General features: G+C 65.2%; 16 protein-coding genes. 2 read left to right on the top strand and 14 right to left on the bottom strand.

The genetic code is table 11. The annotated features are described in order from the left end of the window. Positions 1-45: 45 nt before the first annotated feature. The 7 genes from rnhA to GKC30_RS06550 all read right to left on the bottom strand — a co-directional run bounded on the left by rnhA (position 46) and on the right by GKC30_RS06550 (position 6,066). The gene (gene rnhA, locus GKC30_RS06580; RefSeq protein WP_367614011.1) at positions 46-528 is read right to left on the bottom strand and encodes a ribonuclease HI; all 483 of its coding nucleotides are present in this window, start codon (positions 526-528) and stop codon (positions 46-48) included. Next, the gene (locus GKC30_RS06575) at positions 521-1,033 is read right to left on the bottom strand and encodes a hypothetical protein (protein ID WP_155933284.1); all 513 of its coding nucleotides are present in this window, start codon (positions 1,031-1,033) and stop codon (positions 521-523) included. The genes rnhA and GKC30_RS06575 overlap by 8 nt, the downstream gene beginning before the upstream one ends. A 95-nt stretch (positions 1,034-1,128) precedes the next feature. Beyond that, positions 1,129-2,397: a radical SAM family heme chaperone HemW gene (gene hemW / locus GKC30_RS06570; protein WP_155933282.1), complete on the bottom strand. Its 1,269-nt coding sequence runs from the start codon at positions 2,395-2,397 to the stop codon at positions 1,129-1,131. Continuing rightward, positions 2,390-2,758: a hypothetical protein gene (locus tag GKC30_RS06565; protein WP_155933280.1), complete on the bottom strand. Its 369-nt coding sequence runs from the start codon at positions 2,756-2,758 to the stop codon at positions 2,390-2,392. The genes hemW and GKC30_RS06565 overlap by 8 nt, the downstream gene beginning before the upstream one ends. Then, positions 2,755-3,345, bottom strand: a complete 591-nt coding sequence (locus GKC30_RS06560; RefSeq protein ID WP_155933278.1) for an epoxyqueuosine reductase QueH — start codon at positions 3,343-3,345, stop codon at positions 2,755-2,757. The genes GKC30_RS06565 and GKC30_RS06560 overlap by 4 nt, the downstream gene beginning before the upstream one ends. 240 nt (positions 3,346-3,585) lie before the next feature. Next, on the bottom strand, positions 3,586-5,055 hold the full coding sequence (locus GKC30_RS06555; RefSeq protein ID WP_155933276.1) for an Rne/Rng family ribonuclease: 1,470 nt from the start codon (positions 5,053-5,055) through the stop codon (positions 3,586-3,588). 33 nt (positions 5,056-5,088) lie between these two features. Next, entirely contained in the window at positions 5,089-6,066 is a 978-nt protein-coding gene (locus GKC30_RS06550; RefSeq protein WP_155933274.1) for a radical SAM protein, read from the bottom strand. Positions 6,067-6,340: 274 nt separating this feature from the next. Between GKC30_RS06550 and GKC30_RS06545 the strand changes: the two genes are divergently transcribed. Together GKC30_RS06545 and GKC30_RS06540 are read left to right on the top strand one after the other, a co-directional pair. Further along, positions 6,341-7,207: a tRNA (adenine-N1)-methyltransferase gene (locus GKC30_RS06545; protein ID WP_155933272.1), complete on the top strand. Its 867-nt coding sequence runs from the start codon at positions 6,341-6,343 to the stop codon at positions 7,205-7,207. Positions 7,208-7,845: 638 nt separating this feature from the next. Further along, entirely contained in the window at positions 7,846-9,117 is a 1,272-nt protein-coding gene (locus GKC30_RS06540) for an amidohydrolase family protein (protein WP_155933270.1), read from the top strand. Positions 9,118-9,367: 250 nt separating this feature from the next. On the opposite strand, the gene GKC30_RS06535 is transcribed toward GKC30_RS06540, so the two are convergent. The 7 genes from GKC30_RS06535 to GKC30_RS06505 all read right to left on the bottom strand — a co-directional run bounded on the left by GKC30_RS06535 (position 9,368) and on the right by GKC30_RS06505 (position 16,199). After that, positions 9,368-10,177, bottom strand: a complete 810-nt coding sequence (locus tag GKC30_RS06535) for a ZIP family metal transporter (protein ID WP_155933268.1) — start codon at positions 10,175-10,177, stop codon at positions 9,368-9,370. Positions 10,178-10,305: 128 nt separating this feature from the next. Beyond that, positions 10,306-11,340 carry a dual-specificity RNA methyltransferase RlmN gene (gene rlmN, locus GKC30_RS06530; RefSeq protein WP_155933266.1) on the bottom strand — a complete coding sequence of 345 codons (1,035 nt, stop codon included), beginning with the start codon at positions 11,338-11,340 and terminating at the stop codon, positions 10,306-10,308. Between the two features lie 46 nt (positions 11,341-11,386). Beyond that, a complete protein-coding gene (locus GKC30_RS06525) occupies positions 11,387-11,602 on the bottom strand; it encodes a hypothetical protein (protein WP_155933264.1) in 216 nt (71 codons plus the stop codon). 144 nt (positions 11,603-11,746) lie between these two features. Next, the gene (locus GKC30_RS06520; protein ID WP_155933262.1) at positions 11,747-12,334 is read right to left on the bottom strand and encodes a hypothetical protein; all 588 of its coding nucleotides are present in this window, start codon (positions 12,332-12,334) and stop codon (positions 11,747-11,749) included. 1,027 nt (positions 12,335-13,361) lie between these two features. Further along, entirely contained in the window at positions 13,362-14,201 is an 840-nt protein-coding gene (locus GKC30_RS06515; protein WP_155933259.1) for a hypothetical protein, read from the bottom strand. Then, the gene (locus GKC30_RS06510) at positions 14,198-14,428 is read right to left on the bottom strand and encodes a Bbp19 family protein (RefSeq protein WP_155933257.1); all 231 of its coding nucleotides are present in this window, start codon (positions 14,426-14,428) and stop codon (positions 14,198-14,200) included. Before GKC30_RS06510 ends, GKC30_RS06515 begins: the two co-directional genes overlap by 4 nt. Continuing rightward, positions 14,418-16,199 carry a portal protein gene (locus GKC30_RS06505; protein WP_155933255.1) on the bottom strand — a complete coding sequence of 594 codons (1,782 nt, stop codon included), beginning with the start codon at positions 16,197-16,199 and terminating at the stop codon, positions 14,418-14,420. The genes GKC30_RS06510 and GKC30_RS06505 overlap by 11 nt, the downstream gene beginning before the upstream one ends.

Below are 16,199 nucleotides of genomic sequence, written 5' to 3'. Positions count from 1 at the left end.
TCGCGTCGGCGTGTTTCATTGGCGTGGCGATGATGGCGAGAAGGGTTACGGGGCCGTATCGTCCAGCAGGTTCTGGCCTGCGGCGGCGGTGCGGGCCAGAACGTCGCAGCGCTCGTTGAGCAGATGGCCGCTATGGCCCTTGACCCAGTGAAAGGTGACATCGTGCCGCTCGATCAGCGGGATGAGCCGCTGCCAGAGGTCCTGGTTCTTGACCGGCTTCTTGGCTGCGGTCTTCCAGCCGTTGCGCTGCCAGTTGCCGATCCAGTCCTTGGTGATGGCCTCCTGCACGTATTTGGAGTCGGTCCACAGGTCCACGGCGCAGCGGCGGGTCAGGGTCGAGAGGCCGACAATGACCGCCCGCAGTTCCATGCGGTTGTTGGTGGTGTCGCGATAGCCCTGGGAGAGTTCCTTGTAGTTGGGGGCGTTCATGCCCTTGTACTCGCCGTGGATGAGGACTGCGCCGTAGCCGCCCGGACCGGGATTGCCCAGGCAGGAGCCGTCTGTGTATATGGTCACGCGGCTACTCACCGGGCTCGTCTCCTTCAAGGCCGGTCAGTTTTTCGTAGATGGCGGCCAGGGCCATCTGGATTTCCATGGGCCATTCGTCGGTGGCAAGTGCGGGCAAGAGAGACTCCGTTTTGAGGGATTCGATGAAGTCGGCGCCGAGGGCGCGGCTCATCATGGGGGGGAAGCGCAGCTCCACGCTGCCGATGGCCGGGGCCAGACCCATGTACATGGTCTTGGCGTCCAGCGCAGGGACCACAAAGTCGCCGCCGAAAATCTGCACCCGGCAGCTCATGCCGAACTCCTCCTTGAGGGCGCGGGCAAAGGAGACGATGAACTTGCGCTGCTCCTCGGTGAGGATGCCGGTTTCGTCATAGACCGTGCCCTGGCGGCTGAGGGTGTCCAGCACGCGCTCGTTGTTCTTGACAAAGGCCCAGGCCACCAGGGCGAAGATCAGGACCAGGGCGAGGGCGCGGATGATTTTTTCCCTGGGGGACTGGCCGGGGACCTTGGGTATGGCTATGTGCATGGGTTCTCCTCGTCGCAGGGGCCGGGTGCAAACGACCCTACGTCTACCCCGACACGGCCCGGGGCGCAACCGGATGTCTGCCGTTCGCGGGCGGACTACTCCCCGTCAAAGGCAAGACGGCGGATGATGACGTTGGACACGAGCATGCCGTTCTTGGTCAGGCGCAGAAAGCCGTGGCTGATGCGTACGAGGTTTTCGCGGTGCAGGGCGGCGATGAGCCGTTCGTGGCGCTTGATCATGTCGAATCCGGCGCGTTTGCGGAACTCCTTGAGGTCGAGCCCCTTGGCCGTGCGCAGGGAGAGCATGACCATCTCGCGCAGCAGGTCCGTGTCGGTCAGGGTTTCGTGTTCGCGGCCCACCAGCCCGCCGCGCACATAGGCGTCGTATTCGTCCATGTAACGCGGGTTTTCGAAGCGGCGACGCCCGATGGTGGACACGGCCGACGGCCCCAGGCCCAGGTAGTCGGCCCCGCTCCAATAGCCGGAGTTGTGGGCCGAGACGAATCCCATGCGAGCGAAATTGGACACCTCGTAGTGCATGTAGCCCATGGATTCGAGGTATTCCGCGCCGTAGACGAACATGCGGCCCTGCTCCTTGTCGGGCGGCAGGGTCAGGGGGCCGTCCTCGGCGCACAGGGCGGCCATGGGCGTGTCCGGTTCCAGGGTCAGGTTGTAGGCCGAGATGTGCTCGGGCCGCATGGACGTGACCACGGCAAGCTGGTCCACCCAGCCCTTGAGCCGCTGGCCGGGCAGCCCCCAGATGAAATCGAGCCCGATGTTGCCGAACCCGGCCTGACGGGCGCTGGTGTAGGCGGCGTGGGCCATGGCTGCCGAGTGGGGGCGGCCCAGGGCGTGCAGGTCCGCGTCGCTCAGGCTCTGCACTCCAAGGGAGAGGCGGTTGACGCCCATGGAGAGCAGTGCCCGGAAATAGCTGACATCCGTTGCCGAGTCCGGGTTGGCCTCCAGAGTCACCTCCATGGCCGGGCCAAAGTCGAAGGACTTGTCCAGTGCCTGCATGATCTGCGCAAGATGGGAAAGGGGGATCAGGCTCGGGGTGCCCCCGCCGAAATAGACGGTGCGCAGCTTGGGCCTCTTGAGCCGCGCTCCCCAGAGCTTGATCTCCTCAAGCAGCAGCTTGTGGTACCAGGCAAAGGTGACTTGGTTGAATGCCTGGGAGTGGAAGGTGCAGTAGTGGCAGCGCGAGCGGCAGAAGGGGACATGGATGTAGAGGAGCAGTCCTTTTTCATCGGAGGGCGCTCCTTTGGGGCCGTCCCCGTCCTGCTTTCCTGCCTTCCTGCGGCCCTTGCCGACCGCGTCGGGAAAGGCCGGGCGGGTGGGCACGTCCTCGCCGTAGATCCTACCCATGGTCGTCCTGCCGGTGCCGGCCCAGGAAGACGGTCAGCCCGGCCCATACCAGGACCGCCCCGGCCGCCAGCCGGAGGATCCCCGTCCCGGTTCCGCCCAGACCGGCCGGGTCGGACTCGGCCAGCAGGAGGATGGCCCCGGCCATGAGATGACGCGTGGCCGTAATCAGCATGACCAGCACCACGGTCCACAGGGGGACGGGACGCCCCTGGCGGGCCATCCAGCTCAAGGCCGAGAAGACGACGAGGGCCAGGACGCCTGTGGTCCAGGCGTCAGGCGTGTTCAGGATCAGGCCGTGGGCCAGCCCTTCGACCGCGGTGACGGCCACGAAGAGAGCGAGGGCGAGGTCGCGGCGGTTCATTGCTCTCCTCGCTGCTTCGGCCCCTTGCCGCCGGGTTGCCTCTTCGGCCCCTGGAGCAGCCGGGCGTGGCGTTCGTTTTCGCTGTAGAGGCAGCCGCAGTATTGCTGGCGGTAGATGCCCCACTCCCTGGATGTCTCGATGCCCTCGCTCCAGCCCTGGCGGAAGTCGTGGTAGACAAAGGGGGCGGACTTGCGCGCCATGTCCCGGCCCAGGTCGGCGATGGTCTCGTGGTTTTGGTGTTTGGAATAGAGCAGGGTGGTGGAAAAGCCGTCGAACCCGCCCTTTTCGGCTATGGCCGCGGTGCGCTCCAGGCGGCGGGCATAGCAGAGAAAGCAGCGGTTGGCCTCGCGGTGGGCCATGTCGCGAAACCACGCCTTGGGGTCGTACTCGTCGTCCTTGACGATGACCTTGACGCCCAGCCGTCCGGCCACCTCAAGGCATCCGTCGCGCCGTTTGACATACTCGGTCAGGGGATGGATGTTGGGGTTGTAAAACAGCCCCGTGACCTCGAAACCCTGATGGCGCAGGGTGCCCAGCGTGGTGATGGCGCACGGCCCGCAGCAGATATGCAGGAGAAGGCGTTTCATGTCTCTTTCCGGTTGCATGGCCGGGCTCGCAATCTGATCCCGGAAGGGGTCAAGCAGTCTGTTCAAAAAGGTTCGAGTGCCGCCTTGAGCCGTTGATGAGCCGTCTTCGGCGAACCCTGCGGGTCAGGGCGGCAGCGACAGACGCGAAAAAAGGTCAAGGCCGATGCCCAAATGCGCTGTTCTGCGGGCTCGTGACCCTTTTGAAGCAACGCCGCAGCCGGACATTTTGCAACAGCCGGACTATTCGTCGTATTCGTACTCGATATCCACATGGATGCGCTTGCCGTAGCGGCTCTCCAGGTCGGCCAGAACGCCACGCTTGTTGTTGAGCAGATAGATGGCCAGTTCCTCCTCGCAGGTGAAGTCCACCATCTCGTTGCCGGGTTTGCGGGCTTCGCGGTGGATGTCTTTCAGTGCCTGCATGGCCTGCCACTCCATGTTGCGCCGGATGCCGGTGCCCTTGCAGCAGGGGCAGGGCTCGGTGGAGATGGCGATGGCCGAGGAGCCGAGGCGCTGGCGCACCAGCTCCATGAGGCCAAAGGGCGAGATGCGGCTGACATCTGTGCGGGCCCTGTCGTTCTTCATCTCGGCCTTCATGACCTTCTCCACCTCGCGGCAGTCCTTGGGGTTCTTCATCTCGATGAAGTCGATGACCACCTGGCCGCCGATGTCGCGCAGACGCAGTTGGCGGGCAATCTCGCAGGCAGCCTCCATGTTGGTCTTGAGCGCCATTTTCTGGAAATTCTTTTCGCCGCCGATCTTGCCGGAGTTGATGTCGATGGCGGTCAGGGCCTCGGTGGCGTCGAAAACGAGCCGCCCGCCCGAGGGCATGGATGCTTCGCGGGAGTATATCTCCTGCACCTGCTTGACGAGGTTGAAGCGCTCAAGCAGGCTCAAATCCGCGTCCTCATGCAGCTTGACCAGGTTGTTCTTGCGGGGGAAGGCGAGTTTGACGAACTGGTTGACCTGCTCGTAGGTGTCCTTGTCGTCCACCCAGACCTCGGTCACGTCCAGGGTCAGGTAGTCGCGCACTGCGCGGGCGGCCAACCCCAGCTCCTGGTAGACCATTGCCGGGGCCTTGACCTTCTGGGCGTTGGCCCGGATGTCCTCCCAGAGCCGGTTAAGGTACTTGAAGTCGCGTTCGAGGGCGGCCTTGGCCTGGCCCACGGCGGCCGTTCGGGCGATGAGCCCCACGCCTTCGGTGGTGGGGAAGGTCTCGATGACGTTCTTGAGCCGCTCGCGTTCTTTTTCGTTCTCGATCTTGCGCGACACGCCCATCTGGCTGCGGCCCACGGTATAGACAAAGCTGCGGCCGGGCAGCGAGAGGTAGGTGGTCAAAAACGCGCCCTTCTTGCCCGTGGGCTCCTTGACCACCTGGACCAGAACCTCCTGGCCCGGCTTGAGCACCTTCTGCATCAGCGGGTAGCGAGCCCCCTTTTTCATGGGATAGCTGCCCATGTAGTATTCGGGGTGGACCTCGTCTATCTGGAGAAAACCGTTGCGTTCGGCCCCGTAGTTGATGAAGGCGGCCTGCAATCCGTTGTCGATGTTGTGGATGTAGCCCTTGTAAATGTCGCCCTTGGTCTTGGCCTGATGGACCATCTCAACGTAATACTCGTTGACCTTGCCCTCTTCGGCGATGACCACCTCCACCTGTTCTCCCGGCAGTACGGAGATGAACATCTTTTGCCGTTTCTTCTTGTCGGTCATAAAATCCTCGTGTCAAAAAATGTATGAAATAATTCAAGGCTTTGGCGAGTCCTTTTTGGCGTCTTCAAGGACGTGCCCCGAGCCGTGGTAGCAGAGTTCGCCCCGGTCGGCGCGGGCAACGATCTCGCCCGCCTGTTCCAGGGCCTCCACGGCCGTACGCACCGCTTCGCGGGGTGCGCCCAGGGCCTGGGCCAATTGTGCAACGGTCTGGGGCCTGCGCACGAGGGAGGCGAGCACGAACTCGCGTGTCCGCGTCGTGTCCAGCGTGGCGTGTGTGGGCTCCTTCCGTTCCCCGACACGGGCCTGTCCCGCGCCGAGCGCCTTGCGCCAGCGGCTCAAGGTGGCCCCGTCCACGGGGCCGACTCCCCTCACCGTGCCCGGACGGGTCAGTGTGACCACATCCACCCGGTCAGGGGCGAGCTGCTGGCAGAAAGTCTTCAGCCTGCCCAGGTTCTCGTCGGAATCGTTGATTCCCGAGGCAAGCAAAATCTCCAGAAAGATCAAGCCATCAAACTCCCGCCTGAAGGCAAGAAGCCCCTTGGCCACGTCCGATGGCGTCACCCCGGCGCAGGGGCGGTTGACGGCCTCGAACTCCGCCTCCACCAGGGAGTCCATGCTCGGCAGGACCACGTCGGCCAGGGCCAGTTCGCGGCGTACCTCGGGGATGATCATGGTGGTGGCGTTGGTCAGCACGGCCACGGGCACGGAGGGAAACAGGGCGCGAGCTCCCTGGATGACCTCGGGCAGGGCCGTGTTCAGTGTCGGCTCGCCCAGACCGCCCAGGGTTACTGCCTCGGGCGGCTCGAATCCTTGCGCCTTCCAGTGGGCCAGCTCGTCGAGGATGACCCGTGCCGGGACGTATTCCCTTCGCTCAAGGGTCAGGGTGCGGGTTGCCCCCACCTCGCAGTACACACAGTCCATGGAGCAGACGCGGCCACCCAGCAGGTCCAGCCCCAGGGACCGGCCCAGCCGCCCGCTCATGACGGGTCCGAAGACGTATGCGTATGCCATGTGCCGGGCGTACCTCGCAGGGGTTCGGGGGGTGGTTCCAAAAAAACGTGAGCAATATTAAGCAGCAGGGCGCACATGTCAAGGAGTCCGTCCACTCCGGCGGCCTCGGCCCGCCCTTCTCCACTGCATGAAACCTACAGGGCGGACGGTGCGCTGGCAAGGGGTATGTGCGTCGGGCATGGGCCGTACCCGCAGGCCGGGTGCGGCGCTTTTCCTTGACTTCGCGGCCCGGGGGCCGTACCCCAAGCCATATTTTCACCAGGAGCATAAGGACATGATCGAACCAGGACAACTCGTGCTGCTCATCAGCCACAAGGGCAAACGCTATCTGCGCAAGCTGGAGGCGGGCGCAGAGGTGCATACCCATGACGGCAGGCTGCTCATGGACGACGTGGCCGAGGCCGGATTCGGCCAGTACGTCAAAACGCATCTGGGCCGGTCCTATCTCATCCTCAAGCCCACCCTGCACGACCTGATCAAGGGCGTGAAACGCCAGACCCAGATCATGTACCCCAAGGAAATCGGGTATCTGATGATGAAGCTGGGCATCGGCCCCGGCTCCACGGTCATCGAGTCCGGCACCGGCTCGGGCGGCCTGACCACGGCTCTGGCCTGGTTTGTGGGCGACACGGGCAAGGTCATCTCCTACGAGCGGCGGGCGGATTTTTACAAGCTGGCGGGCAAGAATCTGGAGCGCGTGGGCCTGGCCTCGCGTGTGGAGCAGGTCAACCGCAACATTGAGGACGGTTTTCTGCACTCGGGCGCGGACGCGCTTTTTCTGGATGTGCGAACCCCTTGGGAGTACCTGGGGGGTATTCCGGGCGCGGTTATTCCCGGCGCCATGTGCGGCTTTCTGCTGCCAACGGTCAACCAGGTCAGCGACCTGCTGCGCGGGCTCGAGGCCGGCCCCTTTGCCGAGACCGAGGTGCTGGAAATCCTGGTGCGCCGCTGGAAGCCCGTGGCCGACCGCCTGCGTCCCGACGACCGGATGGTGGCCCATACCGGCTTTCTGGTCTTTGCCCGCTACATGGAGCCGCCCGCGGGTCCGTCGGCCGAGCTGGATGACGGGGAAGCCCCCGCCGCCGCCCCAACCGATTCCGACCTGGAGCAGGACATGGGCCCGGACCTGGACGACGAGTAGCCCGACCCCGCATCCCGTCAAAAAACAACAGGCCCGCCTCCCTTGAGGCGGGCCTTGTTCGTTCCGGGCAAAGGCATAGTGGACAATCGCTTCCCCTCCAGGTCCGTAGCCGTGGTAATCCACGGATTCGCCAAGCTATTTCTCTAATTTTCTTTTCCTCTGTCACCGAAGTGACTGCTGGGAAGCGTTTCGTCCCTTCGGGCCGAGGTACTTTTTGGCTGGCGCCCCAAAAAGTACCCAAAAAGTGCGCTTTTTTTCTGTGATCGGGTCTCCCGCGCCGCACCCCAGTAACGTCGGGCCGCTGGCGAAACAGTTGGAAGCGTCGAAGACTCCGCTTCCGCCGGGTTTCGCCCGAGGCGCGGCCCGACGAACTGGCGCTGCGACGTTCCGCCGATTGTCTATCTGCCGTAAGTGAAGTCGAAAATGATGTGACCAGCGTGGACATGAAGAGATTCCGAGATCACAGTTCCTTTCCGCCTCCTGCTACCGCAGCCCTTCCATCTTCCTCCTCTCTTGCTCCCTACGGCCAGAGGGGAAACAGAGGCGTTTCCCTGTCAGCCCGTTCCGGCCCCTTTATCATTGGCGCAGCGTGGGGTAGTAGAGGAGGGAAATCAACGACTCCCACGCGAGGAACACCCATGCCCCTTGACCTGATCGTCAGAAACTGCGTCCTGCACGGCGAGCCGGAATTGATGGACATCGCCTGCGCGGGCGGCCGCATCGTGGAGGTGGCCCCGGCCATCCAGGCCTATGCCGCCAATGAGGTGGATGCGGGCGGCCACCTCGTCACCCCGCCCTTTGTGGACAGCCATTTTCACATGGACGCCACCCTGTCCGTGGGCATGCCCCGGCTCAACCGCGACGGCACCCTGCTCGAAGGCATCCGCATCTGGGGCGAGCTCAAGCCCCACCTGACGGCCGAGAGCATCAAGGCCCGGGCCATGAAGCTCATCTCCTGGGCCGTGGCCAGGGGCAACCTGGCCATCCGCACCCACGTGGACACCACGGACCCGAGCCTGATGGCCGTGGACGTGCTCCTTGAAGTGCGCCAGGAGATGCGGGACGTGGTCGACATCCAGCTCGTGGCCTTTCCCCAGGATGGCCTGCTCCGGTCACCTGAGGGTATGGGGCTGATGCGTGCCGCCCTGGACCGGGGGGTGGACGTTGTGGGCGGCATACCCCACTTCGAGCGGACCATGGAGGCGGGCCGCGAGTCGGTGCGGCTGCTGTGCGAGCTGGCGGCCGGGCGCGGCCTGATGGTGGACATGCACTGTGACGAGTCCGACGACCCCCTGTCGCGCCATGTCGAATCCCTGACCTTCGAGACCCAGCGGCTGGGTCTGCACGGCCGGGTCGCGGGATCGCACCTGACCAGCATGCACTCCATGGACAACTACTACGTGTCCAAGCTCCTGCCGCTCATGGCCGAGGCGGGCGTCAACTGCGTGTGCAACCCGCTGGTGAACATGAACCTCCAGGGCCGCCACGATACCTATCCCAAGCGGCGCGGCCTGATGCGCGTGCCCGAGTTGATGGCCCACGGCATCAACGTCTCCCTGGGGCACGACGATGTCATGGACCCGTGGTACCCCATGGGCACCCACGATATGCTGGAGGTTGCCCACATGGGTGCCCACGCCCTGCACATGACCGGCGTGGAGCAGCAGGAGGCGCTCTTTGACGCCGTGACCGTCAATGGGGCGAAGACGCTTTGCCTGGATGGCTACGGAATGACTCCGGGCTGCCACGCGGACATGGTGGTGCTTCAGGCTGCCTCCAAGATGGAGGCCCTGCGCCTGCGCCCGGCCCGGCTCCACGTCATCCGCCGGGGCCGCGTCATTGCCTCCACCCCGGAGGTGGCGGCCAGCGTGGACCTGGGGGGCGGCCCCATGCGGGTGGATTTTCGCTAGGCGGCTGTTGAAAAACGGCGATCTGCGTCGTTGCTCAAAAAGGTCACAAATCCGCAGGACAGCGGATTTGGACGTCGGCTCCTGCCGACGCCCCGAAAGGGTGAGCCCCAGGACGGGGCGAATCAAACCCTCGCGTACGAGGAGTACGCTTCGGCCTTGACCTTTTTCGCGCCTAGCATCTCACCATTTTTGAACAGCCTGCATATTCTGATTATTTCAACGGCCAGTTGGCCTGGTCCCGATTCCTGCCTCAGGACAGGGCCACGTCCAGAATCATCATCACGGTGAAGCCGAAGATGCAGCCCATGGTGGCCTGATCGCCGTAGCCCGAGGCCTGGGATTCGGGAATGACCTCCTCCACCACCACGAAGATCATGGCCCCGGCGGCAAAGGCCAGGGCATAGGGCAGGATGGGCTCGGCCAAAAAGACCGTGGCCGCGCCGATGACCGCGGCCACGGGCTCCACCGCGCCGGACGCCTGGCCGTAGAAGAAGCTTTTCCTGCGCGACAATCCCTGCCGACGCAGCGGCACGGACACGGCCGTGCCCTCCGGGAAGTTCTGGATACCGATGCCGATGGCCAGGGCCACGGCCCCGCCCAGGGTGGCCGAGTCGAATCCGGCGGCCACCGCGCCAAAGGCCACGCCGATGGCCAGTCCCTCGGGGATGTTGTGCAGGGTGATGGCCAGGACCAGCAGGATGGAGCTGTTCCAGTCGGTCTTGACGCCCTCGGCTTCGGAACGGGGCGCGTGGATGTGCAGGTGCGGAAGAAAGATGTCCACCAGCCGCAAAAAGGCCGCGCCCAGGACAAAGCCCACGGCCGCGGGCACGAACTTGAACGCGCCCATGTGTTCGCTCATCTCAATGGCCGGGGCCAGCAGCGACCAGTAGCTGGCGGCGATCATCACCCCGGCGGCAAAGCCGAGCATGATGTCCAGGGTGCGCTTGCTCACGTCCCTGCCCGCAAAGACAACGGCCGCCCCCAGGGCGGTCATGCCCCAGGTGAAGAGGGTGGCCAGCAGGGCCTGGGTGACGGGGGAAAGGGCGGTGAAATACTCCATCTGGCGGTCTCCTTGGGCCGGGCGATACTGCGATCCTGGGAGCATACCCCATGTCCGCCTCGGTTGAAAAGCCCGTGCCGGGTCGCTGTGCGGCAGGTCCGCTGCGCTGGCCGAAAGGGTTGGGCCTGTCAGTCGGCGTCGGCGGCCTTGAGCTGGCCGCAGGCGGCCTTGATGTCCGCGCCCATGGAGCGGCGGATGAAGGCGGTCAGTCCGTGGTCCCACAGCCGCTTCTCAAAGGCCTCGACCCTCTCGCGCTCCGGGGCCTCGTAGGGCATGCCCTCGGTGGCGTTGTAGGCGATGAGGTTGATCTTGCCTTTTTTGCGGTCGATGAGCCGGGCCAGTTGGTCGGCGTGCTCCAGGGAGTCGTTGACACCCTTGAGGAGCAGGTACTCGAAGGTGATGCGCTCCCGCGGGCGCATGGGATAGGCCCGTAGCGCGGCCATGAGGTCGTCCAGGTGGACGCGGGCCGCCCTGGGCATGATCCGGGCGCGCAGCTCCTGGGTGGGCGCGTGCAGCGAGATGGCGGGCAGGGCCACCTCCCGCTCGCCCAGGATGCGCAACTGCTCGGGAAAGCCCACGGTGGAGACCATGGAGCGCCGCCACGACAGGGAAAGCCCGCGCTCGCAGGGCAGGTCGTCGAGCACCCCAAGCAGGGTTTCGAGATTGAGCAGCGGCTCGCCCATGCCCATGAACACGAGGTTTTTAAGGGGGTTCATACCGCGGTCCTCCAGATACTGGCGGCCCACCAGCACCTGGCCCAGGATCTCGCCGTAGGTCATGTTGCGCTCGAAGCCGAGTCTGCCGGTGCTGCAGAAGGTGCAGCCCATGGCGCAGCCCACCTGGGTGGAGAGGCACTGGGAGTAGCGGTCCTGCATGGGGATGAGCACGGTCTCCACCAGCTTGCCGTCGCCAAGGCGCAGCAGGAACTTGATGGTCCCGTCCTCGCTCTGCTGCACCCGTGCCACCTCGGGCCAGGCGATGGTGGCCATGGCCGCCAGCTTCTCGCGCAGGGGCTTGGAGAGGTTGGTCATGCCCGCCACGTCGCGGACGCGCTTTTGCCACAGCCACTGCCAGATCTGCTCCGCGCGAAAGCGCGGCTCCTTCAGCTCGTCCGCCACAAAGGCTTCGAGGTCGCTCTTGGTCAGCTCGATGAGATTTTGCATGCGAGCCAGACACTAATGCAACCCGGCCCCGTGTCAAGCGGCAGGGTCAGGCGGCAGGGTCAGGCGCGCCTTTGTCTCCCCTCAGAAATCGCACGTAGGCCCAGCCCAGGGTGCAGAAGGCGGCGACGGTGACGGCCAGCGCCGCTGAGAGTAAAGCAAAGCATAGCGGTATGAAGTGGTAGTCGTCAAATGTCATGAGCACGCGTTCATGCACAAGAGTGGCATAGTGAACCACAAGCAGGGGGATGAGGAGTTTGTTCATGGCGTGCGTTCAGGTGCTTTCTTCATGCTTGACGGTCGTGTTGTTGAGTCCGGGCGGCAAGGCATCTTTTTCCAATGTGAATCTGTTGTAGAGAATGGCTGCGGACGCGGCAACGTATAAAATATGGATGACGAAGCTCGATGTTCATAGTGCATAGGTGAACGGAGCATGGAGAATGAAAATGATGCTGTAGAATATGGCCCACATGAGGGAGGTCATGACCGGGATGGTGAACGTGTGCACGATGGCGAGGCAGATGACGGTGACGGCGCAGAGTCCGGCAACGAAGTATTGCAGAAGGATGATCACATCGGGTTCAGCGAATTCCAGGATTGATGCTGCGGCGATGGACAGGAGCATGAGGGCGGACAGGAGTGAATGCGCGACAAAGCCCCTGTCTGGCCGGGGCTGGTGGTCCGGGGAAGAGGCCCGGACGAAAGAGGCGAGGGCATAGAGCATTGCGGCGGCACTGAGCGCGTGCAGGGCTGCGAGATGCAGGGAGATTCCCGCGCAGTATGCGGCCACCACGCCTGCCGTCACCAGCGAGAGCGCCGAGGCCCCGAGGGTGGCGATCCGCGTTTGTCGGGCGACGGCGTGGTTGGCCAGCGGCACGGCCCCCAGCGCGAGAAGCAGAATCGCCGGGGGAGCCTGCCCTTCGAGAAACAGGGCCATGCCCTGCCACGCCGAAAGGGCCGCCGACACCGCGAGGAGGAGAGATGCCATAATATTCATCAGGCGCTCCGGGTGATTGTGGCCACCGGGAGCTTCCGGTGGCCACTGTCTATTTGCTGTTTTGTTTTCTTTTGTGCCATTCACCAAATTTTTGAATTGGCGTCACTCGGGGGTCTGGCAGTCCAAGATACCCATCCGCAAAGGGTTGCAACTTGGCTTTCATGACCCCCTTTATCCACTCACGGTCCCGTTCCTTGTCAGGGTGGCCATCGGGTTTGTAGATGCTCGGGTGAACATGCTTGTAAAACCACGACTCGGACTCGCGCTGCGCGTCAGGACCCGGTTTCTGGCCTTTCTCCCATTGTTTCAGGGCCTCGGCGTCCTGGGTTGCATTGCGCTGGGGGCCTGGGCAGCGGCCGAGGTGCTGGCCTCGAAAGTCCTGAGACCCAGCCCTGGGCAAGCAGGGAGCCGAGGGGGTGTGCCGGGGCGGGCCTCTTTTTTCCCTGCCCCGGCGAGGACGCGGTTGAGGGTGACTCTGATCCCGTGGTCGCGGGGGTCCCAGTTGCGCGGTTTTTCCGTCACCCACCAGTCATCGGCAGGATCGTCGGTGCGGCGTTTTTTTTATCAGGTCACCCTCCTTGCGTACCGGCTCAAACATCCCGTCTGCATAGCAGGCTGTCCAAAAACGCCCGATTGCTGCGTTGCTTCAAAAAGGGCAAACCCTCGCGTACCTGGAGTACATCTCTGCTCTCATGATCCGTAAGGCTCGAAGACTCGCCAACGGCTCAAGGGCTTCGGCCTTGCCCTTTTTTCGCGCCTATCGCTGCTGTCCTGATCCGTAGGATTCGCCGAAGACGGCTCATCAACGGCTCAAGGCTGCACTCGAACATTTTTGAACAGCCTGCTGGAAGATGGTGTTTAAGGAATGAAGAATTGCGCTATTGGCGATTCTGTCTGCCGGTGGTGTTGTCGTAGCGCAGTCGGGTGTATTTGTCAGTATTGAATGCGTCGAACATATAGATTGTCCTTAGCGAGTGCGGTTGGATTGGGCCGGGGGACGAGCCCCCGGCCCGGTGGGGCGGGGCGGTCAGATTTGGCCGCCGGGGACGTAGTTGCCGGGGTACAGGGCTTCGAAGCCCTTGCGGACCTTGGTCACGTAGGTGTCGTCGCGGCGCGACGGGTCGTGGTAGCGCGGGTCCTGCATCATCTCGCGCAGTTTCTCGCGGCTCAGTTCCTCGCCCCAGCCCGAGGGCGCGCCGCGCAGGCCGCTTTCGAGCACCAGGGGGGCGATCTTGGCAAAGGCGCTGATGACCGCGGCCCGGTCGCCCGCGCCGGTCCGGGTCAGGGCGTCGAGGAGTTCCTCGCCGCCGATGGCCTCGGCCGCACGCAGGGCTTTGTCGAGCAGACGCGGGGTCTCGCCCCGGTGCACGGCGCGAAGGGATTCCAGCTCGCTGTCGCGCAGGCGCTGGGCCTCGTCGCGCAGGCAGTGGTGGGCGTCCAGCACCAGGGGCAGGAACCAATGATAGAGTCCGGCCACCTGGGCCGGGGTCAGGCCCAGCTCGTGGGCCCTGGCCCGGAGGCCCGCGATCAGCTCCTCGCGCAGCTCCAGATCCTCGGGCAGTTCCAGCTCGGGCAGGGTGTAGTCGTCCGGGCTCTCGGGCCGCCCCAGGGCGGCGTGGAAGGCGGCCATCTGCTCCGCGTCGGCGTCCGGCCCGGGCAGGCGGATGTAGCCCTCGGGCGTCCTGCCCAGCAGCTTCTGGGCGTGGACCAGGGCCTTGACCGCCTCGTCCTTGCTCGCGTAGCGGGCCAGGGCCGGGTGCTCGCGCAGGGGGATCTCGCGCTCCTCGCCGTCCTCGCCGGTCAGGCGCACGGTCCATTCCTCGGGCAGGGTGGCCCGCCAGTCGTTGATGTCCTTGGTCATGGTCATTGGGTGATCTCCTTGAGGTTGATGAAGTGGGTTTCGTCGAGCATGTGCTTGACGTGCAGCACCAGGGACCGGCGGCCTTCCTCGAAGGCGGCCCGTCCGGGGTCGGTGGAGAAGGTGGAGCGCATGAACGAGCCGCGCCGCTCCAGATCCTCCATGACCCGTTTGCCGTCCGCGGACTCGAAGAGCCGCCGGTAGGCGCGATGCAGATCCAGCGGGCTAACCGGCATGGCTGGCCCCCCTTTCCGTCGGGGCGGAGCCGAACCCGTTGTCTGGCGCGTGATCGGGCGCGGTATGGGATTCGGCCCGGTCCGATTCGTCGGGCCGGGTTGCCGGGGACGCATCGCCGAACCGGGCGGCCAGCAGGGACCACAGGTCGGTCAGCACGCTGGGCCTGTCTGTGTGCGCCTCGGCCAGGACGCGGGCCGTCTCGGCCACCTGGGCAGCCACCCGGACCATGCGCGAGGTCTCGTCCGTGCGGGTCTTTTCCGCTCGCGTCTGGGCCACCTCGGCCTCGGGCCGCAGGTAGTCGGGCGGGGTGCCGAACAGTTCGGCCACATGCCGGGCGGCCCTGTCCGTGGCGAAGTTGTCCATGATCCCGAAGGGATCGGCGCTTCCCACCAGCGGGGCCAGGTATTCCATGGTCCGGGCCAGTCCCCGGGCCTCGAACTCCTTCTGGGCGCGGGCCACGGGCGAGGTGTAGCGCACCTCGATGTCGTCCGGGCCGAACCCCTCGGGAAAGGGAGGCAGTGCGCCCGCCCGGAGCATGATGCGGAACACGCGGCGGATGAGGGGGCTTAAGAACTCGGCCTGGAGCCTGCCCAGCACCGGGCCGAGCACGCGCATCCGCTCGCTCTGGCGGATGACCGCCTCGGTGGCGGTCACGGCCGGGCCGTCCGGGGCGAGCTGGTCGCCCAGGAAGATGCGCCGGATGGACTGGCGGCGCTGCTCCATCATCCGCTCGGTGGCGGCCAGATCCACGGTCACGGGCAGGGCCTCGATGCGGTCCGGGCTGCCCGCCCGGTAGTAGGAGAGCCCCCCTGGCCCGGAATGGACCGGCCCGAGGAACCCGTCGTCAGGCACCATCAGCGGCGGGTCGGACATCTTCTCGGCGGCCATCAGCGCGGTGCGGGCCATGGCGTTGAGCACCCTTGTGTCAGAGAGGGCGGTCTGGCCCGGCCCGCGGCCATAGGTCTCGCCTGCGGCCTTGGCCCAGCGGGGCACGAGGTAGGGCATTTCCAGGTAGCCGGATTCCTCCAGCACATGGTCCGCGCCGGTCTCCACATAGACGCTGGCCCAGGGGAAGTGGGCCGCGCCCAGGGCAAAGGGGTCGCGGTCGGTGCGCGGGAACACGGCGTGCAGGATCTCCACCTTCTCGTCCGGCCGTTCCTCGGCCGTGCGCCGGGTGGCGTCCGAGCAGGCCGCGCCCCATTCACGGGCCGCCTGGCGGGCCGTGAGGACGTAGCGGCGGTAGACCGTGTCCACCGCGCCGCGCACCGACTCGGCCGCAAAGACCTCGCCCAGGGGCCGGGTGCGGAAACTGACCACCGTGTCCGGGTCCGCCTCCACATACATGACCGCCGTGCCCAGCAGGACCACGTCGAGGTACAGCTCGTGGACATTGGTCTGGAAGCCGGTGTCCTCGGTGTTGAAGAGGGCGATCATGCGGTCGCGGGCCTGTTGCAGGAAGGCGCGCACCCCGCCCGCGTCGCCCTGGGCCGGGTCGCGTGCGCGGATGTCGAACCAGGGCATGGCCGGGTTGGTCAGCAGCCCGCCAAGGGACGAGGCGAGCAGCTCCAGGGCGTGGCTGGGCGCGGAGTCGAAGATGCGCTCGTCGCCCACGCGCCCCCGTGCAATCAGCGGGTCTGCCCCGGTGAAGCTGTTCTTGCGCGGGAGCATGTAGTCGGTCAGCTCGCGCCAGGAGGCGAGCCAGGGGCGGCGGGCCTCCTCCAGCCCGGCGAACCGGGCCTTGAGCGAGCGGGCAAGTTCCGTGGTGTGCAT

This window comes from Pseudodesulfovibrio alkaliphilus, from assembly GCF_009729555.1.
Classification (GTDB): Bacteria; Desulfobacterota; Desulfovibrionia; order Desulfovibrionales; family Desulfovibrionaceae; genus Pseudodesulfovibrio; species Pseudodesulfovibrio alkaliphilus.
Note: the sequence above shows the minus strand (reverse complement) of the source record. Positions and strands in the feature narration are given on the sequence as shown.